The 20,071-nt window shown below is 72.7% G+C and carries 20 protein-coding genes; 10 read left to right on the forward strand and 10 right to left on the reverse strand.

All coding sequences use genetic code 11. The features are described 5' to 3' along the window. Positions 1-314: 314 nt before the first annotated feature. Positions 315-1,214 carry a hypothetical protein gene (locus VM636_RS05770; protein ID WP_053913881.1) on the forward strand — a complete coding sequence of 300 codons (900 nt, stop codon included), beginning with the start codon at positions 315-317 and terminating at the stop codon, positions 1,212-1,214. On the opposite strand, the gene VM636_RS05775 is transcribed toward VM636_RS05770, so the two are convergent. From VM636_RS05775 to VM636_RS05785, 3 genes are all read right to left on the reverse strand, one after another. After that, on the reverse strand, positions 1,193-2,455 hold the full coding sequence (locus VM636_RS05775; RefSeq protein ID WP_338483684.1) for a ricin-type beta-trefoil lectin domain protein: 1,263 nt from the start codon (positions 2,453-2,455) through the stop codon (positions 1,193-1,195). The genes VM636_RS05770 and VM636_RS05775 overlap by 22 nt on opposite strands. A gap of 619 nt (positions 2,456-3,074) precedes the next feature. Further along, positions 3,075-3,680 carry a phosphatase PAP2 family protein gene (locus tag VM636_RS05780; protein WP_053913762.1) on the reverse strand — a complete coding sequence of 202 codons (606 nt, stop codon included), beginning with the start codon at positions 3,678-3,680 and terminating at the stop codon, positions 3,075-3,077. Continuing rightward, the gene (locus VM636_RS05785) at positions 3,677-4,354 is read right to left on the reverse strand and encodes a DedA family protein (RefSeq protein WP_053913761.1); all 678 of its coding nucleotides are present in this window, start codon (positions 4,352-4,354) and stop codon (positions 3,677-3,679) included. The genes VM636_RS05780 and VM636_RS05785 overlap by 4 nt, the downstream gene beginning before the upstream one ends. Positions 4,355-4,811: 457 nt before the next feature. Here VM636_RS05785 and VM636_RS05790 point away from each other — a divergent pair, with 457 nt between their 5' ends. The 4 genes from VM636_RS05790 to VM636_RS05805 all read left to right on the forward strand — a co-directional run bounded on the left by VM636_RS05790 (position 4,812) and on the right by VM636_RS05805 (position 8,360). Further along, positions 4,812-6,581: a phosphatidylglycerol lysyltransferase domain-containing protein gene (locus VM636_RS05790; RefSeq protein WP_053913760.1), complete on the forward strand. Its 1,770-nt coding sequence runs from the start codon at positions 4,812-4,814 to the stop codon at positions 6,579-6,581. Positions 6,582-6,757: 176 nt separating this feature from the next. Then, complete coding sequence (locus VM636_RS05795) at positions 6,758-7,372, forward strand: hypothetical protein (RefSeq protein WP_199825488.1); 615 nt, start codon at positions 6,758-6,760, stop codon at positions 7,370-7,372. A 296-nt stretch (positions 7,373-7,668) separates the two neighbouring features. Further along, a complete protein-coding gene (locus VM636_RS05800; RefSeq protein ID WP_053913879.1) occupies positions 7,669-7,971 on the forward strand; it encodes a metalloregulator ArsR/SmtB family transcription factor in 303 nt (100 codons plus the stop codon). Then, a complete protein-coding gene (locus VM636_RS05805; RefSeq protein ID WP_053913758.1) occupies positions 7,968-8,360 on the forward strand; it encodes a VOC family protein in 393 nt (130 codons plus the stop codon). The genes VM636_RS05800 and VM636_RS05805 overlap by 4 nt, the downstream gene beginning before the upstream one ends. A gap of 206 nt (positions 8,361-8,566) precedes the next feature. Here VM636_RS05805 and VM636_RS05810 read toward each other — a convergent pair whose 3' ends face one another. Together VM636_RS05810 and VM636_RS05815 are read right to left on the reverse strand one after the other, a co-directional pair. Then, on the reverse strand, positions 8,567-9,502 hold the full coding sequence (locus VM636_RS05810; protein ID WP_158786459.1) for a hypothetical protein: 936 nt from the start codon (positions 9,500-9,502) through the stop codon (positions 8,567-8,569). 101 nt (positions 9,503-9,603) lie between these two features. After that, positions 9,604-9,969, reverse strand: coding sequence for a peptidase inhibitor family I36 protein (locus tag VM636_RS05815; RefSeq protein WP_030420655.1), 366 nt, complete (start codon positions 9,967-9,969; stop codon positions 9,604-9,606). A 354-nt stretch (positions 9,970-10,323) separates the two neighbouring features. Between VM636_RS05815 and VM636_RS05820 the strand changes: the two genes are divergently transcribed. Next, positions 10,324-11,355 carry an XRE family transcriptional regulator gene (locus VM636_RS05820; protein WP_078962667.1) on the forward strand — a complete coding sequence of 344 codons (1,032 nt, stop codon included), beginning with the start codon at positions 10,324-10,326 and terminating at the stop codon, positions 11,353-11,355. Positions 11,356-11,373: 18 nt separating this feature from the next. On the opposite strand, the gene VM636_RS05825 is transcribed toward VM636_RS05820, so the two are convergent. From VM636_RS05825 to VM636_RS05845, 5 genes are all read right to left on the reverse strand, one after another. Next, on the reverse strand, positions 11,374-12,177 hold the full coding sequence (locus VM636_RS05825; RefSeq protein WP_030420654.1) for an SAM-dependent methyltransferase: 804 nt from the start codon (positions 12,175-12,177) through the stop codon (positions 11,374-11,376). A 185-nt stretch (positions 12,178-12,362) separates the two neighbouring features. Continuing rightward, positions 12,363-13,115 carry a GntR family transcriptional regulator gene (locus VM636_RS05830; protein WP_338483693.1) on the reverse strand — a complete coding sequence of 251 codons (753 nt, stop codon included), beginning with the start codon at positions 13,113-13,115 and terminating at the stop codon, positions 12,363-12,365. Positions 13,116-13,297: 182 nt separating this feature from the next. Further along, positions 13,298-15,181, reverse strand: a complete 1,884-nt coding sequence (nhaA, locus tag VM636_RS05835) for a Na+/H+ antiporter NhaA (RefSeq protein ID WP_053913756.1) — start codon at positions 15,179-15,181, stop codon at positions 13,298-13,300. Continuing rightward, complete coding sequence (locus tag VM636_RS05840) at positions 15,181-15,345, reverse strand: hypothetical protein (RefSeq protein WP_158786457.1); 165 nt, start codon at positions 15,343-15,345, stop codon at positions 15,181-15,183. Before VM636_RS05840 ends, nhaA begins: the two co-directional genes overlap by 1 nt. A gap of 553 nt (positions 15,346-15,898) precedes the next feature. Next, positions 15,899-16,702: an SDR family oxidoreductase gene (locus VM636_RS05845; RefSeq protein WP_030420651.1), complete on the reverse strand. Its 804-nt coding sequence runs from the start codon at positions 16,700-16,702 to the stop codon at positions 15,899-15,901. Positions 16,703-17,015: 313 nt separating this feature from the next. Between VM636_RS05845 and VM636_RS05850 the strand changes: the two genes are divergently transcribed. From VM636_RS05850 to VM636_RS05865, 4 genes are read left to right on the forward strand one after another with little or no spacing between them, the layout of a single operon-like run. After that, positions 17,016-18,443 (forward strand): aldehyde dehydrogenase family protein, encoded by a 1,428-nt coding sequence (locus VM636_RS05850; RefSeq protein ID WP_338483697.1) that lies wholly within the window; start codon positions 17,016-17,018, stop codon positions 18,441-18,443. Further along, entirely contained in the window at positions 18,440-19,393 is a 954-nt protein-coding gene (locus VM636_RS05855) for an MBL fold metallo-hydrolase (protein ID WP_030420649.1), read from the forward strand. The genes VM636_RS05850 and VM636_RS05855 overlap by 4 nt, the downstream gene beginning before the upstream one ends. Further along, positions 19,390-19,776: a DUF202 domain-containing protein gene (locus VM636_RS05860; protein WP_199809392.1), complete on the forward strand. Its 387-nt coding sequence runs from the start codon at positions 19,390-19,392 to the stop codon at positions 19,774-19,776. The genes VM636_RS05855 and VM636_RS05860 overlap by 4 nt, the downstream gene beginning before the upstream one ends. Then, entirely contained in the window at positions 19,773-20,069 is a 297-nt protein-coding gene (locus VM636_RS05865) for a DUF202 domain-containing protein (RefSeq protein WP_030420647.1), read from the forward strand. The genes VM636_RS05860 and VM636_RS05865 overlap by 4 nt, the downstream gene beginning before the upstream one ends. Positions 20,070-20,071: the final 2 nt, after the last annotated feature.

Here is a 20,071-nt window from a genome sequence, read left to right on the forward strand (position 1 = left end):
CGCCCACCGCTCCGTCCAGACCCTGGAAGGCGGGCATGTCCCCCGGGCCACTGCGGGGCATCGCCGGCACCGCGCTGGCCGTCCTGCCGGTACCCGGGGAGTGGATGTCGGGCGCTCGGATGCCGTCGCGCACGCGACCGCGTCCCGGGCCTCACGTCCGGGCGCGGTTGAGGACACCACGTCGGGCTCCGCGACGGCGATCGCGACTCCGCCGGCTGGAACAGTCCCGGGTGGGGCGTGTGCCCGCGTGTCCGCAGGCCGGGCCACGGCTGTTCGCGAAGCTCTGGCCTACAGTCCCTGTCGTGTCCTTGGGGATGGTGTGCGCACTCGCTTCCGCCTGCTGCTTCGGGACCGCCTCTGTTCTCCAGGCCGTCGCCGCACGTGCGGTGGAGACCGGATCCGGCTCCGGCGTCGACCCGGTGCTGCTGTTGCGCGCTCTGCGGCAGTGGAGGTATTCCGCCGGTCTCTTCCTCGACGGCCTCGGGTTCCTGCTTCAGGTCGTCGCCTTGCGGTCGCTTCCCCTGTATGCGGTAGGTGCGTCGCTCGCTACCAGTCTCGCCGTCACCGCCCTGGTGGCCGTCTGGCTGCTCGATGCCCGGCTGAGCGTCGCGGAATGGGCCGCGGTGGCGACGATGTGCGTCGGGTTGGCGCTGGTCGTCCTCGCCTCGGGAGCGCAGGGGCAGCACCCGGGAGCAGCCGCCCTGCGCTGGTCCCTGCCGGGTCTCGTCCTCGTCGTGCTGGTCACCGGTGCTCTCGCCGGGCGGCTCGCGGACCGGCCGCGCGCCCTGCTGCTGGGGCTCGGCGCGGGCGCGGGCTTCGGTGTGGTCGAGGTGGGGGTCAGGCTGATCGGGCCCCTGGATGTTCCCCGGATCTTCGGCGATCCCACGCTCTACGCACTGGTGTTCGGCGGAGCGGCGGGGTTTCTCCTGCTGACCTCGGCGTTGCAGCGCGGCTCGGTGACCGTGGCGACAGCCGGCATGGTTCTGGTCGAAACGGCGGGGCCCGCCGTGGTGGGCTTCCTGTGGCTGGGCGACCGTCCCCGCAGCGGGCTCGAGTGGTTGGCGGCCGCGGGGTTCGTGGCGTCGGTGGCGGGCGCGCTGGCCCTGACGCGGTTCGGCGACCCTGCGGCGGAGGTACGAGACGGGCCTGAGCCTGCGTCGCGACGCAGGAGGCCGGGGCGGACTCCGGGCGGTCAGCCGCCCCAGCGCCAGTAGAGTTCGGGCCGGGGCCGAGTGCCGCAGTCGGACAGTTCCAGTTCGGGGCTCGGCCGGCCGCGATCGTCCCATCGAGCCGGGAGGCTGTGGTCGTCCTGGTACAGACAGCGGTTTCCGCTCCCGGAGAGTTGCCAGGCGTCACGCTTCCAGGCGGTGTCCGGCCACGGCTCTCGGTGCCACTGCTGGCTCGGGCGGCCGGGCTCGCACTGTGTGAGCCCGGCTTTTCGTGCGAGCGCTGTCAGGCAGGAGTCGCGGTCTCCGCGGGGTCTGATCGTGCCGTCGCGGTCCATGTCCCACTTTTGCGAGGCCGACCCGTCGCACCTGCGGATGCTCACCTCACCGAGGTCCGGCGGACCGGCAGCGGCGTGGAGGCACTGCGCGGGGTCCCTTCCGGTGGCGTACGTCGTCCGGCCGATGTCCCCGAGGATTTCGCCGGAGCGCGGGGCGCGGTGTGACTGTTCGTACTGACGGTGGATCCACAGGTCCCAGTCCTTCTGGAGTCTGCCGCTGAAAGGCGGGACGTTGGCGCAGGTTCCGGTCTCCCGGCATTTCCGGTTCGCGAGGTACCAACGCGCCACTTCCTCCTTCTCCGCGGACTCCCCCGCCGTGAGATTCTCCTTGAGCGAAGACATCGTGTAAGCGAGATAGGAGGACACGGGAATTCCGAGCGTGTAACCCGCCCTCCGAAAGTACCGTGCCCCCACACCATGATCGCTGTGATCGACTCCGCCGCCAAGGCCGAAAGCGAACGACGCGTTGTCGTGGTCCATCGTCAGGATGCGTTCCGCTCCGCTGAGCCGGACCAGTTCCGTCAGCACCGCGAGCAAGCGGTCTTCCGAATAGCTTTCGGCACCCTGGAAAGGTTTGATGCTCTTTCTGCCACCGTCGAAAAGTCTGAGCAGACTGTTCTCCTGTTGACCGTGCGGAAGACCGTCGTGAAGACCCAGGAACGTCAACCGCACATTGACGTCTCGACCCTTGTCGGCAAGCAGATAGGACCTGACCCGCACGCCGTCCGCCCGCACATCTGCCTGCTGCCAGCGGTTGGCCGCCTCCGCCATCTCCGCGTAGGCGGCACGCACGCCGTACTCCCTGCGGTCCACGTACTCCAGCGCCTTGACCCGATTCGTCTGCCCGGCGTCGCCGGCGGTCAGATACACGGTGTCGACCGGACATCCGGCGCGGATGGTCTTTCTGATCTCCGGGTTCAGAAAGAACAGGTCGTCATCGGGATGGGCCACGCCGACAAGGGTGGGACGGCATTGCCCCGGCACCTTCGATCGCACGGCCGGAGGGGACGACCCGGCTGTCCTGACCACCCCGGGAGCGGAATCGGGCGGAGCCGAGCAGGCAGTGCCCAGCACAGCACAGACGAGCATGGTCGCAGCGGTCGTCAGCACACGAGAGGAACTGCCCGGCCGATACCTCTTCCAGCCCACCACGGGCTCCTGTCGTGTCGGCGGATCTCCTCACGGATCATCTTCCAGCGGATGCACCGGAAGCGACCGACACACCGAAAGCCGGCCCCACCCCGACGTCGGCCGTGTCACCTTGGCCTGGAACTGCCGCGATCGGACGTCGGCTCCGGCCGGCGACCGGGTCATCGTCATCACGGCGCACGATTCACACGTCTGCCGTATGCCGTTTCTCACCATCCGACCGGAGGCGAGGGCGGGGCTGCGGTGCCGGTTTCGCGCCCGTGTCCGCTACGGGAAAGGCGGTTCAGAGCGATCGGTTTCCAGGCGCGGCCCGACGGACGGCCTCCGTTGCCCACCGATCATGATCCAGGACAGATGGCGCTCGAGTACCGCGCGGACGCGAGACCCATGGCGCCGGCCCCGCCGAACACCGCGATGCGTTTCATGAGCGGGTTACCAGCAGGTGAAGGCGGCTCGAGCCGATCCACCGGGCCACGGGGAGCGAGCCCCGGCTCAGTGCGAGCATCGCCAGGAGTGCGACGAGCCCGCCCGTCACCATCCCGGCCATGACGTCGTGCGGATAGTGCGCGCCTACCCACACCCGTGAGGCCGCCATCGCCAGTGCGCCGACAGCCGCGGCCGCCCCCAGTCGGCGCGAGACGAAGAACAGGGCCACGGCGGCGGCGGTCGCGATCGCCGCGTGGTTGCTGGGGAAGGACCAGTCCCCGGGTGCCGGACACGCCTCCAGGGTCCTGACCTGGAGGCTCTGGCACGGCCGGTCCTCACGGACCCACAGTTTGAGTGCGGCGTTCACGCAGTACGCGACGACCACGGCCGCCGGCACGGCCAACGCCGTCATCGCGGCGGTCCTGTCGGACCGGCGGGCGAGCCACCATCCGGCGCTCGCGAGGACGGCGAACACCGCGAGCCCGTAGGCCGACCAGAGCGACACCGATTCGTTCAGCCAGCCCGGCGCCTGTCGCGCCGCACGCACCACGTTCACGTAGGCGGAGCCGTCGATCGACGCCCCGTCGAAAGCCATGATCATCTATTTCCCTTCTCCGTTTCACCGTCTCGGCGCGCACGGCGAGCCCGGTACGACTCGACCAGGAGGGGCGTCAGCGAAACCAAGACGATCAACGCCACCAGCGGGAGCAGGTACCGGTCGACGTTCGGGACGGAAGAGCCCAGCGCGTACCCGGCGAGGGTGAGGCCGATGCTCCACACGAGCCCGCCGGCCACCTGCCACACGGTGAACGTCCGCATCGGCACCCCCAGCGCGCCCGCCACCGGGTTGAGCACGGTCCGCACCACCGGAACGAAACGGGCCAGCACGATGGCCTTGGCGTACCCGTACCGCTCCAGTAGTCCCTCGGCGCGTCTCGCACCCTCGTGGAGCCGCTGCGAGCGGCTGCGGGCCAGCAGCGCTCCGCCCGCCTTACGGCCGAGCAGATACCCGCACTGCGCCCCGAGCAGCGCACCCGCCGCGGCCGCGACCAGCAAGGGCCCCAGCGACAGGCGCACGCTCCCTTCGGACGAGCCCGTGCACAGCAGCCCTGCCGTGAACAGCAGCGAGTCGCCCGGGAGGAAGAACCCGACCAGCAGGCCCGTCTCCGCGAACAACACCACCCCCACTCCCAGGGCCCCGAAGGCGACCAGCAGGGAATGGGCATCGAGCACGTTGACAGCGAGCTGCAACGACGGGTCGATGCGTGTCGGCATCCTCGCGGTCCCTTCGGTCCGGCGGAACGGGCGCGTCGCAGCAGCACCCGACCACTGACTACGATCCGGTAGACCGTCTACGGAAATGTAGACGACCGTGGCGTGGGGATCGTTCCACGACCGGCTGTTCGCCCCTCGGCGCCGGGCCGGACCGCGAGCAGCACGGCCGCTCCGGCACCGGCAGCGCCGGACCGTACCGGCCTCATCCCGGCTTCATCCCGGCTTCGAACAGGGTGCCCTCGGGAAACACCGTTGCGACAACGGAGTGACCATGGCGGTCGCCATCTCCACCACTCCAGTCACTCACCCTCACCAGGGCGAGGAAACAGAGTCGCACGTTCTTGCGATCCTTTCCTCTGGGCGGTTTCCGTCAGCCGCTCCCCGATCGTGCAGCAGCAACTCACCGAGGGCTCCGTCGAGCGACCCTACGGCTTTCGAAGCTCCTATTGTCGTTCTCATGGGTCATGGTCGAGGCCGGCAGGCGAGTCGCACCGGGGAACGTCGTTCTTCGCGTTTCTACCTGGCGGCGGTCTGGTATCTGCGGGCCGTGGCATTCGTCAACTTCCTCGCCGCGGTATGGGTCGCTTTCGGCAACGACATCCGGCGGCACAACGACGACGAGTTCTTCACGCCCTACTTGCTGACGGCCGGGTTCTTCTCCGGCTCAGTCTCTCTCTTCCTGGCCATCACCATGCGGCGCCGCAAGCGCGCGGCATGGACCCTCAACCTTGTGCTCGCCGGCCCGGTCCTGATCCTCAGCGCCCTGGCGATGGGACTGCCGGTCTACCGGCAGCACGCCCAGAACTGGTTCTCGATGGTCATCACCGCCCTCTTCGTCACCGTGCTGCTCGGCGGGCGGCGCGAATTCCACGCGAAGGGGGACCCGTCCAATGCGAAACTGGCGGCCTCGGTCGCAGTGGGGGGCGGCCTGACATGCTCGCTGCTTGCCGCCGGACTGGTCACGGTGACGAACACCGACCCGGACGCCGGGCGCTCCGACTTCCTGGAACGCTGGCACTACGGGGTGCTCCGCATGGTCTCCCTCGCCTATGACGACATCTCCTTCGGGGACATCACTACACCCAACTGGACCAATGTTCTGATCAACGTCATGAGCACGATGCTGGTCCTGCTGGTCCTGTACGCGGCGTTCCGCTCTCGGCAGGCCTTCGGCGCCATGACCGAGGAAGACCTGGGTCGTCTGCGCGCGCTGCTGGAACGGCACGGGGAGCGCGACTCCCTCGGGTACTTCGCACTGCGGCGGGACAAGAGCGTCGTGTGGTCTTCGTCGGGCAAGTCCGCGGTCACGTACCGGGTGGTGAGCGGGGTGTCACTGGCGTCCGGGGACCCGATCGGCGATCCGGAGGCATGGCCGGGAGCGATCGACCGCTGGCTGGCCCAGGCCCGGGAGTACGGCTGGGCTCCGGCCGTGATCGGCGCGAGTGAGGAGGGTGGCACGGTCTACGCTCGCCACGGCCTGGACGCCCTGGAACTGGGAGACGAGGCGATCGTGGACCTCGGCGAGTTCACCCTCGAAGGCCGCGCCATGCGCGGCGTACGCCAGGCCTACAACCGCATCGAAAGGGCGGGCTACACCGTCCGGGTCCTGCGGCACAAGGACATCCCGGCGCGGGAGATGGCCGGTCTCGTGCGCCTCGTGGACGACTGGCGGGATGGTGAGACGGAGCGCGGCTTCTCCATGGCGCTGGGCCGCCTCGGGGACCCGCAGGACGGGCAGTGCCTGATGGTGGTGTGTCATGACGGAAAGCGTCCATGTGGCCTGCTCAGCTTCGTTCCCTGGGGAGACGACGGCTTGTCTCTGGACCTGATGCGCCGGGATCGCGACTCCGAGAACGGCCTCTTCGAGTTCATGGTGCTCAAGCTCATCCAGCAGGCCGGCGAGTTCGGAATCCGGCAGATCTCCCTGAACTTCGCGATGTTCCGTTCCGTCTTCGAGCGAGGGTCCCGGCTCGGCGCCGGACCTGTGCTGCGGCTGTGGCACTCGTTGCTCAGCTTCTTCTCACGCTGGTGGCAGATCGAGTCGCTGTACCGGGCCAACGCCAAGTACCGGCCCATCTGGGAACCGCGCTACCTGCTCTTCGAGAAGAGTGCCGACCTCCTGCGCATCGCCGTGGCCAGCGCCCGCGCCGAGGGATTCCTCGGATCACCGGAGCTACCGAAGTGGCTGAACCGGCGGCGCCTGGGCGGTACGGATCCCCACTGGTAGCTCGTTCCGTGCCCGTGTGGACGGGAGGGCGTCTCCCTCCTGCACGCGGCAGGAGCAGTCGCGCCCGTCGCGAGGTGTGCGTCCGCCGCCCATGGTCCCGAACCGTCGCAGAGCCGCATACGAGGAGCCGCCCGGTGACGACAGCAGCACGTCTCGCGCGACGGGAGTGGGGCCCCATGTGGGCGGTGGTGCGCCGCGGGCTCGCGGACCGGGGAGTGCGGGCGATTCCCCTGACGCTCACCGCGCTCTGCCTCATCGCCCTCTTCCAGGTGGCGCAGCACCAGCGGGGCCGGTACTGGGGCTACGGACTTGTCCAGGACGTCGGCTTCGTACGAGCGGCTGACCCCTGGTGGCTCGCGCTCGCGCGGGCCCCCCTCTCCCTGTTCGTTCCGGCCGCCGACCTACCGGTATGGGGTGCGCTGGCGCAGGTTCTTGTGATCTTCGGCATCGCCGAGATCGCACTGGGACGACGACAGACCGTGCTCATCGCCTACGTCTGCACGCTGGCCGGCCTCGCATACGCCCGGATCGGCGTCGCGATCGGCCCCAGCGGGGTGCTCGGACTCCCCGCAGCCGACGCCCGGACCGTCGACACCGGCCCCTCGGCCGCGGTAGTGGGTCTCGCGGTCTGCCTCTGTCTCCGCTTCCATGCCTGGTTCACCGGAGCCCTGGTCGGCATGGTCGTGGTCCTCGAGGCGATCGCCAAGCCCAATCTCGCGGGCAGGGAGCACCTGGTGGCGATCGTGGCGGCTTTGGCGGTGGCCACGTTCTCGGCGCTGCGGCGCGGATAGAGCCGGCCGTGGGCGGCTGTCCGAGAAGTGGATCGTTTGCCGGGGCCGGGTTCACCGGTTCCCGCTCGCCGGGGCTGGGCGTTCTACGATCCGGTGCGGGTACCCCGGGTCGCTGGAGAGGGTCACCGCGCGGCGGGCGGAGCTGGGCGCACTCCAAGAACAGCCGGCCAGGCAGCCGGGATCGGTCCGGGCTGAGCCCCTGGCGTACCCCGAAGTCAACCGCTGACAGACGATCCACTCCGAGGGGATGCCCCCTCGACTTGATAGGCAAGCCATCACTTGCCTATCCTGTGGTGGTGGCCGACGACCTATTCAAAGCCTTGGCCGACCCCACCCGCCGCACCATCCTCGACGTGCTCACGGAGAAGTCCGGACAGACACTGTTCGAGATCTGCTCGCGCCTGAGCGTGAAGCACCAGCTCGGAATCTCACGTCAGGCGATCTCCCAGCACCTCGCCGTGCTGGAGACCGCCGGGCTCGTCGAGACCAGGCGGGAGGGCCGCTACAAGTTCCACGACCTGAACACCGCCCCACTGCGGCAGATCGCCGAGCGGTGGCCGGTGCCCGACACCTCCGGATCAGAAGAGAGCACGCCATGAAGATCCATCTGACCAGCATCTTCGTCGACGACCAGGCCAAGGCCCTGGACTTCTACACCGAGACCCTCGGCTTCGTGAAGAAGCACGACGTCCCGCTGGGCGGCGAGGCCCGGTGGCTGACCGTCGTCTCACCCGACGCGCCCGGCGGCACCGAACTCCTCCTGGAGCCCGCCGGCCACCCGGCCGTCAAGCCCTACCGCGACGCGCTCGTCAGGGACGGCATCCCGCTCGCCCAGTTCGCCGTCGACGACGTGCGGGCGGAGTACGAGCGCCTGAGCGGTCTCGGCGTCCGCTTCACCCAGGAACCCCTGGACGCGGGCCCCGTCACCCTCGCCGTCTTCGACGACACCTGCGGCAACCTGATCCAGATCGCGACCCAGCCCCAGTAGACGGTCGGCCTCGTGCCGCGTCCGGCCGCCGGCGGCGACCGGCCCCTCGCCAGGAACCCGCCGCCAGCGTGGCTGCACGACCGCGGACCCGACACCTGACCCACGGCTGCCACCTGCCCCCTTCCTGTCCGTCGCGATCCTGTCCGCGCGATGCGGGTCCCGAAGGGGCCGGGCGCTCGTCGTCCGGGCCTGGCCGGTGGTGGGGGTCAGAGGCGGTGTACGGCCTGGTTCAGGGCCTTGGCGTAGGCGGTCAGGGTGGCGTGGTGTGCGTCGGCCAGGGGGCGTTCGGCCGTGCGCTGGGCGTCGGCTACCGCGTCCCACAGGCCGCTCTCCCGCTGGCAGCGGGCGTCGCCGCGGGCCACGGCCAGTTCGTACGCGGCCGCCTCCCGCAGCGCCGTCTGCCCACCGGCGCCGACCGCGGCCCGGTTCTTGGCGGTCTCGGCCCGCTCCACGACCGGGTCCTGGGCGGAGGAACCGGCGGCGACCGGGTGACCGGCGTCCGCCATGCACGAGGCCCAGCGGCTCCTGGCCCCTTCGACCTCCGGGCTGCGCTCGACCTCCTCGACCACCTGGTTCGCGAGGAACTGGTACGTGTACATCAGCCGGTCCCAGCCCCGGCCGTACAGTTCCTCGCCGGCCCGGAACTGGCAGCCGTCGGTGTTGACGGTGAAGGACTCCCCCGTGGGCAGCCGGACCGTCTCCCGGTGCGCGTCCGTGCCGGTCAGCGCCCTGCGGTACGCCTCCTCGTCGTCGCCCGTGTCCCGCTCGGGTTCCTCCCGGAGCGACGGCTCGCCGCGCAGCACCGGGCCGGTGATGCCGTAGCCCTCCTTGGCGGCGAAGTCCTCGGTGAGCAGGCCGTACGGATTCCAGGCGGGCGTCTCGTCGCTGACGGCGGACGGTGCCGGAAGGTCCAGCGGCTCGGCCTCGACGCCCCGCTCCGCCACGCAGGCGTCGGCCAACCGGCGTTCCAGCCCGTCCAGTCGGCGCTGGTGGCCGTCCGTCAGGGCCGGGACGGACCCGCCGAAGGGGACCGGGACCTGCGTCTGCGGGCGGGACGCGGGTGTTTCGGGCGGGGCGGCGCAGGCGGCGGTCGTGGCGCAGGCCGCGACGAGCAGCGCCGCCGCGCTGATCCGGGTCTTCAAGCCGTCTCCTCGGAAGGCGCGGGTGGTGGTGCGGTGGCGCCCGTACGGACCGCCCCGGCCGGCGGCCGGGGCGGGCGCCACCTCTCGGCGGGTGCCGTCCGTCAGCACCAGCGGTTCGAGCCCGCGCCGTTCTTGAGGACGCTGTTGCCGGTGTCGTGCAGCTGGTAGCCGATCTTGAACACGGTGGAGGAGCCGGTGAAGGAGGTCCCCGACCAGACGCGCACGCTGCAGCTCGTGCCGTTGTTGTACATGGAGCGGGAGTTGGCGAACTTGGCGTACTGGCGGAGGTTGGAGTTGTCGCCCTGCACCTTTCCGGGAGTGCCCGAGAAGTTCGTCGTCGCCCACGAGCACAGGTAGGTCTTGGGGCAGTCCGACTTCGCGGCCTGCGCCGGGCCCGCCGTGACCAGCAGGCCGCCTCCGGCGAAGGCGACGGCGGAGGCGACGGCGGCGATACGGGTGAAGCGCATGAGAAATCCCTTTCCTGTCTGTGGTGGTTCCGGGGTCCCCGGGTTTCCGGGTTTCCGGAGTGCCCGGGTCCTCGGGTTTCCGGGGTGCCCGGAGTGCCCGAGTCCTCGGGTTTCCGGGGTCCCCGGGTCTCTGGGGCGAGTTGCCGTTGGCCGGTCGGCCGGCCGGCGGCACGGCATGAAGTTATGAGGCCCCGGACACGGCGTGGAAGCACCTCAGGGTGTCCCGGGCAGGGACGGGACGTCCCGGGACGTGCCGCGCCGATGACCTGGAAACTTATGGAGCCGTTAAGGGAGTTGGGAAAGAATGGGGGTTCCTGTCCCACACCATCTCCGCGCAAGAGAAGGGCGGATTTGATGACAGATGGGTATGAAGTGGACGATCTGCGGCACAAGGGTCGGAGTTCGCTGGCGGAGCAGTTGCGCTTCCTGCGCGCCCGCAGTGGTCTGACCCTCAGCGGTCTGGCCGAGCGCACCTCGTACAGCCGGTCCTCCTGGGAGCGTTACCTCAACGGCAAGGCCGTGCCGCCCCGCGCCGCGCTCACCGAGTTCGCGGCGGCCGTCGGTGTCGCGGCGCCCCCGCTCCACCGGTTACGGGAGGAGGAACGGCACTCCTGGCGGGCCGGCCCCCCGGGCGGGCCGCCGCTCCGCGAGCCGACGGCGGGCGCGGGGACGGGCGCGGAGGCGGGGGCGGGCCCTTCGCACGAGGTCCCCTCGCGCGAGAGGGGACCGGCGGGGGCGGCGGTCGCCGCGCGGGGCGCGGCGGGCGGCGGTTCCGATGCCGGGGAAGCGCCCCCGGTGCGGGACGCGCCGCGGCACCCGCGTCGTACGTTCCGGATGAGGACGACGCTGGTGTCCACGGCGTCCGCGGTCATGGCGCTGGTCACCGGCATCCTGCTCGGGGGCTGGATGTTCGGCGGGAACGACGCGGAGCGCACGGGCCGGCAGGGCGCCGGGAGCGAGCCCCGGTGCACCGAGTACGAATGCCGGGACAAGGACTCGCAGCGGCTGGAGTGCCACATCGGCGCGTGGACCGCCGCGGCCGCGTGGTCGGGCCGTACCTACATCGAACTGCGCTACAGCCCGCGGTGCCGGGCCGCGTGGGCCCGCATCACGGACGCCGAGGTGGGTGACACCGCGCGAGTGGAAGGCCCCCGGGGAGTGCGCAACCAGCGCTCGGTGACCTACGAGAACGACACCTACTCCCCGATGGTGGAGGCCCCCTATCCCGCCGCCGCGCGGGCCTGCGGGGTGGTGGGCGGCAAGGAGGTCTGCACCTCTTCGGGAGGGTCCTCGCCCCTGCCGCCCGCCCTCACCGACGAACGCGAACCGGCCCGGAGGGCCGCGCCGGTGGACAGCGGGGAGGCGACAGGGGCGAGGAACGGGTGACCGGGCCTGCCGGGCGCGTCAGTTCTTGAGCGCGACGCCGCAGACGGAGACGTCGGGCGTGTCGTCCCCGGACTGGGCGGCGTCCGGCCGCCAGGTGGCCGTGGACACGACGCCCGGCTCCACCGGCTCCAGCCCGGCGAAGTAGGTGCCGATCTCTTCCGGCGACCGCAGGTGGTAGGTGTTCGCGGACTGCGCGTTGTACGCCTCGACCGCCCGGTTGAGTGCCTCGTTGCCGTCGGTCCCGTCGCTCAGGGCGAGGTAGCTGCCCGGGGGCAGGCCCTCGACGAGCCTGCGGACCAGCTCCGCGGGGCGCTCGGCGTCGGAGATCTGCCCCATGATCCCGAGCGCGGTCAGCGCGATCGGGCGGCTGAAGTCCAGGGTCTTGGCGGCTTCGGCCAGGATGCGTTCCGGGTCCCGGACGTCGGCGTCGACGTAGGCGCAGGCGCCCTCCGGACTGCTGGTGAGCAGCGCCTCGGCGTGTACGAGGACGAGCGGGTCGTTGTCCACGTACACGATGCGGCTCTCCGGCGCGATGCGCTGGGCCAGTTCGTGGGTGTTGTCGGCGGTGGGCAGTCCGGTGCCGATGTCGAGGAACTGGCGGATTCCGGCCTCGCCCGCCAGGAAACGTACCGCGCGCGCGAGGAAGCGCCGTTGCAGCCGGGCGACGGCGGCGAACTCCGGAAACGACGTCAGGATGGCGTCGCCGACCTCGCTGTCGACGGGATAGTTGTCCTTGCCTCCCAGGAGGTAGTTCCACACCCGGGCCGAGTGCGGCCGGTCGGTGTGCAGTCTCGCCCTGATTTCTTCACGCGGATGGGTCATGGTCAAACCTTCACACAAACCCGTGCGTCTGGGGACCGGCCGCCCCGAAGATCCGGCTTTCGCCCCGGCCGGCTCACCGGCCCCGGGGGAGGACGCGGCGCCCGGCGTGTGGTGGGGTCCGGTGTCCCGACGAGCGTCGGGGCGCCGGACCCCACGGCCGGAGCGCGGACGGGGCCGGCCGGAGGTCATCGCCCCCGGGTGTCCGCCGTGGCGTCGGTGAGCGCCGAAAGCCCGTACGGCTCCCCGCTGACGCCGTGGTGCTGTGCCTGCTTCGTGTGCTGGTTGTGGAGGGTGAGGAGGCGGGTGATCTCGGTGAAGTCGCCGGCGGCGAAGGCGTCGATGATCTCGTGGTGCTCCTCAATGGCGTGGGCGCTGGGGGTGCCGCTGCCGCTGAGCGCGGCGGCCATGAGGCCCGGCGTGCCGAGCCGCCGGTAGATCTGGCGCAGGCTCGGGTTGCCGGCGAGGCCGATCAGGTACTCGTGGAACTCCTCGATCGCGGTGAGGTACCCGTCGGTGTCCGTGATCCGTCCGTCGGCCAGGTGGGTCCCTGCCCGGTCCGCGATCTCCCGCCAGCGCCGCACCGCCGCCGGGTCCAGGGGGCCCGGCAGGCTGGCCGCGACGCCGATCTCCAGGGCGAGGCGGCTGTCGAACGCCTCGATGGAGACGCGCCCCAACGGGACGGTGACGTACCCGCGTTCGGGGTCGCGGCCGAGGAGTCCCTCGCCCACCAGGCGGGTCACCGCGTAGTGGACCGCTGCCGCGGGGGTGCCGAGCCGGTCGGCGCTGGACGGCACCACCAGCGGGGCGCCTCCGAGGTGCGTCTCGAAGAGTTCCCGGACCCGCTCCCAGGCGTGGGAGGTGAACATGCGGAGGGAGCCCGCGTGCTCGATGCGGGGGACGACGCTCCCCCCGGGGCCCGGCTGCGCGTCCGTGGCCATGTAGACGTGTCGAAGGCGTTCACCCGGGGCCGTGAAGCATGGCCCGCGCGGGGGACGCCCCCGCTCCCTCCGAGGGCGCCGCCGCGGGCGGGCCGCCGGTCCGGTCCGGCTGACCGGCGGCCCGGCAGGGACCCGGCCGCCCTCGGTTCCCCCGAGCGGCGGCCGGCCCCGGGCCGGGCGGGTCAGCGGGTGCCGACGGCCGCGAGCGACGTCTCGAGTTCGCGGGCGAGGGTGACCGCGTCGGTGGGGCCAGTGTGGCGGCGGTCCCCGATGAAGAAGGTCGGGGCGCCGCTCGCCCCGCTCGCCTCGGCGCTGGCGGCATCGGCGCGTACCCGGTCGGCCGTCTCCTCGGAGTCGAGGTCCTTGAGGAACAGCTCGATGTCGAGCCCCACCTCGACGGCGTGGGCGACGAGGTCGTCGAACTCCAGCTCGTGCGGGTGGGCGAACAGGCGGTCGTGCATCTCCCAGAAGCGTCCCTGCGCGTCGGCGGCGACCGCCGCGCGGGCGGCGAGTTCGGCGTGGGGGTGCACGTCGGGCAGCGGCAGGTGCCGGTAGACGTAGCGGAGCCGGTCGCCGAACCGCTGTCGCAGTTCCTGGGCGACACCGGTGGCGTGGGCGCAGAAGGGGCACTCGTAGTCGCCGTACTCCACCAGGGTCAGCGGCGCGTCGTCGGGGCCCCGCACGTGGTCGGTGGCCGGGTCGACGGGGCGGTCGAGGGTACGGGGCAGGTCGGCGTCCGTCTCTCCGCGCAGCGCCGCGGCCAGACGGAACGTCACCCAGCCCAGGATCGTCGAGATCACGGCCGCCAGCAGGACGCCGACGGTCGCCTGGGCGCGCAGCAGCGGGTCCTGGAAGGCGAGTCCGACGATCAGCAGGGAGACGGTGAAGCCGATCCCGGACAGCACGCCGCCGCCCAGGACGTGGCCCGGACCGACACCCCGGGGCAGGCTGCCGAGGCCGAGGCGGGCGGGCAGCAGCGCGCCGGCTCCGATGCCGATGAGCTTGCCGAGGACGAGGCCGACGATGACGGCCCAGGTGACCTTGGAGGTCAGGGCGTTGGCCAGGACACCGCCGCGCAGGTCGACGCCGGCGCTGGCCAGGGCGAACACGGGCACGATGAGGTAACTCGTCCAGGGGTGGAGGACGGTCTGCAGCCGTTCGTTGACGGAGACGGCGCGCTTGAGTCCCCTGCGTGCCGTCAGGCCCACGTCCGCGCGGGGCGACTGGCGGAAGGCGCGGAAGAGCCGGGCGGCCCGCTCCACGGCCTGCCGCGCGGGTGCCTGGGCGGGGATCAGCAGGCCGCCGATCATGCCGGCGATGGAGGCGTGCAGGCCGGCTTCCAGAGTGGCGAGCCACAGCGCCAGCACGATCAGCACGTACGGGGCGGCGCGCCACACGCCGAGGCGGGTCAGCGCGGCCAGGGCGACGCACAGGACGAGGGCGACCAGCAGCGCCCGCAGGTGGACCGTCTCCGAGAAGACGAAGCCGATCACCGCGACGGCCACGATGTCGTCGATGACGGTGATGGCCAGCAGGAAGACGCGCAGTTGCGTGACGAACCGGGGTCCGACGATGGCGAGCGCGCCCAGCATGAAGGCGGTGTCGGTGCCGATGACCACACCCCATCCCCGGAGGGCCTCGCCTCCGGGGGCGATCGCCAGGTACAGCAGCACCGGGATGAGCATGCCGCCGAGGCCGGCCAGGGCCGGGAGCACGACGCGCCGGCGGTCCGTCATCTCGCCCACGGAGATCTCGTAGCGGACCTCCAGGCCGATGACGAAGAAGAACATGGCCATGAGGCCGTCGCTGACCCAGTGCCCCAGGTCCATGGAGAGGGAGGCGCCGCCGACCGAGAACGAGGCGTCGGTGGCCCAGAGCGAGACGTACGCGTCCGACCAGGGTGAGTTCGCCCACACCAGGGCGACCACGACCGCGGCCAGGAGCAGGCCGACACTGCCGGCCTCGGTGCTCAGGAAGGAGCGCACCGGCCCGGAGAGCTGGGCGACCAGGGTGTGCCGCCTGGCACGGGTCTGGATCGCCGGGTCCTCTTTCCTCCGCGCCGCCATCACCGGCTCACCCGTACCGGGGCCAGGGCGTGCGGGCGGACGACGGCACCGACGGCCTCGGTCCTCCGGCAGGTGGTCCCGCGTACGGGGAGACCCGCCGGGGTCCCTCCGTCACGGATCTCGTGGCGGCTGTGCTCGGGGGTGTCGCGGACGGTGATGGTCATGCGCTCCCTTCCTGCGGGCTCTTCGGGCGGTACGGAGCGGCACGCTCGGCCGCCCCGCCGTCTGCTGGGCACTGGGGGGCGGCCGACGTCCGGTGCCCCGACGGCCGGCGCGCGCGGGTGTCCGCGCTCCGGCGTCACGGGAAAAACGTGTGGCCCCACTTACTGTCATCTGCATCAGGCACCTCGTTTATTCCCGCTTCCGGCCCCCATCTTGCGAGCCCTGCCCGATTCCGGGCAGACAGAGGGGTGATGTAGGGCGGGCGCGGCCCCTCGCGGGGCTGACCTCCGGCACGGCGCTGTCCTGCCCGGCCGCACCGGTGCGGCGCGGCGGTGAGACGTACCGGACCGGGTGGATCACCCGCGATCGCCGGCCGGCTGCCCGGCGGCCACCAGCCGGCGGCGGAGCGCGCCGCACGTGCGGCCGGGCCCGGGGCGCGCCGTGGCGGACGGGGCCCCCGGCGCCGTGGCGACGGCGGGGGCCGGGACGCGGGGGCGGGGGCCTCGGAGGCGGGACCGCGCACGGACGGGCGCCCGCGCCCCCGCGAAGGAGCCCTCAGCCCGCCGCCTCCGCCTCCGCCACCGTGCGGTGGGCCGTCAGACCGCCGTCGACGCGCAGGTCGGTCCCGTTGACCCACTCCGCCGCGTCGCCCAGCAGGAAGGCCACCACGCGGGCGACGTCCTCCGGCGCCCCGAACCGGCCGAGCAGGGCGCCCGCGCCCTCCACCTTGGCGACGCCGTGGTCGCGTTTGAAGTCGTCGAGGATCGGTGTGGCCACCGGACCGGGGCTGACCGAGACGACCCGTACCCGGCGGGACAGGTACTCGGCCGCCAGGTGCTCGGTGAGGTAGCGGACGCACTCCTTGGAGAAGCGGTACGCGTTCCCGGTCACCTCGGCCTCGCCCGCGACCGCGTCCAGCGCCTCCTCCGGCTCCGCCGCGAGGGAGAACTCCCGTACCTCCGCGAGGCGTCGGCGCCAGCCGTCGGCCACCGCGGAGGAGAGGTTGACGACGCAGCCGCCCTCCCGGACCGCCGGAACGAGGGCGCGGGTCAGCTCGCGCAGGCCGAAGACGTTGACGCCGAGCACGGTCCGCCAGGGCGCGGTGCCGGGGACGCCGGCGATGTTGGCGAGCGCGGCGAGTCCGTCCGGGGCGGCGTCCCGTACCGCCCGCGCGGCCTCGCGGGCGCCGGCCGGGGTGGACAGGTCGGCCCGGACGAAGGTGCCGGGGAAGGAACCGGGCAGCGACCGGTCGATGCCGATGAGGGGCACGCCCCCCGCGTCGAGGAGGCGGCCGGTCGCCGCGCCGATGCCGGAGGCGACCCCGGTCACGACCACGGGCATCTGCGTGTTGTTCGTCATGGCTTCCACTCGTTCGTCGGACGGTGCCCCGAGGCTCCGGGGAGGCGGCGCCTTTGACAAGCGGCCTTTCCACTCCCCGGAAAGCCCGGGGCGCCGCACGACCGAGGGGCGCGGGGGCGGGGCGGCACGGTTTTCCACTGAGTGGATGAGCCGCTTGTCCCCGGCCGGGTGCCCGGGAATCGTGTGAGCCGGTCCCGGCGGCGCCCGGTCCCGGCGCGGGCGCCCGGCCCCGTCCGCGGCGGCGCGCGGCCGGTCCCGTACCCGACGGACCGCGCGGCACGCGGTCGCCCGCCGCCCACCAGGAGCGTCCCCGATGGCCCACGAGACGTACGACGTGCACGACCCGGCCACCCTGGAGGTGGTCGGCAGGGCCCCGGTGCACGGCGAGGACGAGGTGCGGCGCGCGGTCGCCGCCGCGCGGGCCGCGGCGCCCGGCTGGGCCGCCGACCGGGAGGCGCGGCGGGCCGCCCTGCGCGCCTGCGCCGGGCTGGTCCGCGCCCACGAGGACGAACTCGGACGGCTGCTCTCCCTGGAGCAGGGCAAGGTGCTGGCCGAGGCGGTCGGCGAGTTCCGGGTGGGCGCCGGGCTGCTGGAGCACTACGCCGCCCTCGACTGGGCCGAGGCGGAGCGGCTCCCGGACCGGGCCGACCGCACCGTGGAGGTGCAGTACCGGCCGGTGGGCGTGGTCGGCACGATCACGCCGTGGAACTTCCCCGTCTCCCTGCTGTGCGTCAAGCTCGCGCCCGCGCTGGCCGCCGGGTGCACGGTGATCGCCAAGCCCTCCGCGTCGACGCCGCTGTCCACGATGGCGCTGGTGGAGCTGATGAACAGGGTGCTGCCCGCCGGGGTGCTCCAGTGCCGCACGAGCCCCGGCCGCGCGGTGAACGTGGCGCTGAGTTCCCTGCCCGGCGTGCGGAAGATCTCCTTCACCGGGTCGACGGAGGTCGGCACCGCCGTCGCCGCGCAGGCCGCCGCCACCGTCAAGCGGATCACCCTGGAACTCGGCGGCAACGACCCGGCGGTCGTGCTGCCGGACGCGGACGTGGAGACCACCGCCCAGGGCATCGTCGGCTCGGCCTTCCGCAACGCCGGGCAGGTGTGCATGGCCGTCAAGCGCGTCTACGTGCCGCGCGGGCTTCGCGACGCGCTGGTGGAGGCGATGGCGGCGGCCGTCTCCCGGCACCGGCTCGGCCACGGGGTGGCGGCAGGTTCGACCATGGGGCCGATGCACTCGGCCGCCCAGCACGGCATCGTCCGCTCCCTGGTGGACGGCGCCGTCGCCGCCGGGGCGCGGATCGCGGCGGGCGGGGGGCGCGGCTGCGACCTGCCCGGACACTTCCTCGAACCGACCCTCGTCACCGACGCCGAGCCCGGCATGGACCTCGTCGACGGCGAGCAGTTCGGCAACGCGCTGCCGGTCGTGGCCTACGACGACCTGGACGTGGTCCTCGACGGGCTGAACGGGCAGGAGTTCGGCCTCGGCGCCTCCGTCTGGTCCCCCGACCCGGACCGCGCGCACGCGGTGGCGGCGCGGATCGAGGCCGGCACGGTCTGGATCAACCAGCACACGCAGGTGGAGCCGGACGCGCCGTTCGGCGGCTGGAAGTCCTCCGGCCTCGGACGCGAGCGCGGCCGGTGGGGGCTGGCGGAGTACCTCGAGACCCGCACCGTCAACGCCCGTCCCCACCACCTCCCCCCGCCGCCGCAGGCGGCCCCCGTTTCGGAAGGAACCCTCCGGTGACCGACCCCCTGACCGCGCCGCGCGGCATGGACCTCCTCACGCTCGGCGTCGCGGCCGGACCCGCCATCCGCGGCCCCGAGCACGGCATCGCCAGCGCGGTCGTCGTCGACGACGCCTTCTACCTCGTCGACTTCGGCCTCGGCTGCACCCGCGCCGCGAGCGAGGCCGGGCTGGCCGGGCACCGCTTCCGGGCCGGGTTCGTCACCCACCTGCACTCCGACCACGTGGTCGAGCTGCCCGGGTTCCTGCTGTGGAACTGGGGGCGTCCGGTGAACGGCTTCTCCTCCCCCGTCCACGTCGTCGGCCCCGGCCCCGACCCCCGGGACGGCACCCGGCACCTGGCCGGCACGGGCCGCCTGGTCGCCTCCGCGCTGGACGCGTTCTCCTACGACATCGCCATCCGGGAGGGCGACGAGGACCGGCCGCCGCTGGCCGACCTGGTGCGGGCCACGGAGGTCGCGGCCCCGGAACCCGGTTCCGCCGAGGCCGGCGAGCCGTTCGAGGTCTACGCCGACGACCTGATCACCGTCACGGCCGTCCTGGTCGACCACCCGCCGGTGCACCCGGCGCTCGCGTACCGGATCGACTCGGCGTACGGGTCCGTCACCTTCTCCGGGGACACGGCGGAGTCGGAGAACCTGGTGCGGCTGGCGGAGGGCACCGACGTCCTCGTCCACGAGGCCGTGCACCTCGGCTACTACCGCGCCCGGGGCTTCTCGCCGGCCTTCCTGGCCCACCAGGAGAACTCGCACACCCCGCCGGCCGGGGCCGGCCGGGTCGCCAAGGCCGCCGGGGCGCGCCGCCTGGTGCTCTCCCACTTCGCGGGCCTCGCCGACGCCTCCCACTGGCACGGGGAGGCCGCCTCGACGTACGACGGCCCCGTCGACGTGGCCACCAGCGGCGCCCGCTACCGGGTGGGCGGCCCGTCCGGCGCGGGCCGCGGGGCGTGAGCCGGCGGGGGCGGGGGGACGAGCGGGCCCTGGCGGGCGCGGACGGCGGGGCCGAGCCGGACTACCGCTTCACCCTCGCCAACGAGCGGACCTTCCTCGCCTGGGTGCGCACGGGCGTCAGCCTGCTGGCCGCCGCGGTGGCGGTGCGCCAGCTCGTGCCGCCCTTCTCCGTCCCGTACGCGCGCGAGGTCCTGGCCGCCGTGTGCGCGCTGCTGGCCTTCGTCATCGCCGTACGGGCCTATCCGCACTGGCGGCGGGCCCAGTCGGCGATCCGGCGCGGCGGCCCGCTGCCCGCCTCGCGGCTGCTGCCGCTGCTGGCCGCCGTCCTCGCGGCGGTCGCCGCCTTCACCACCGTGCTGGTCTGGGTCGGCGGCACCGCGTGAACCGGCCCGTGCCCGTGCGTGATCCCGGGCTCCAGCCCGAGCGCACCCGCCTGGCCTGGCGGCGGACGACGCTGACCCAGGCGGTGGGTGCGCTGCTGCTCCTGCACACGGCCGCGCAGGGCGCCTCGGGAGCGGCCTGGGCGGCGGCCTGCTGCGCCGCGCTCGCCACCGGCGTCACCTTCGCCGCGGGCCGCCTGCGCCGGGAGACCGCTCCGCCGCCGCGTCCGGCGATGGCCCTGACGGCGGGCCTGACCGCCGCGACCGCCCTGCTCTGCCTCGTCCCGCCCCGGTGACC

Origin of the sequence: Streptomyces sp. SCSIO 75703 (assembly GCF_036607905.1) — a bacterium.
In the GTDB taxonomy this organism is placed as follows: domain Bacteria; phylum Actinomycetota; class Actinomycetes; order Streptomycetales; family Streptomycetaceae; genus Streptomyces.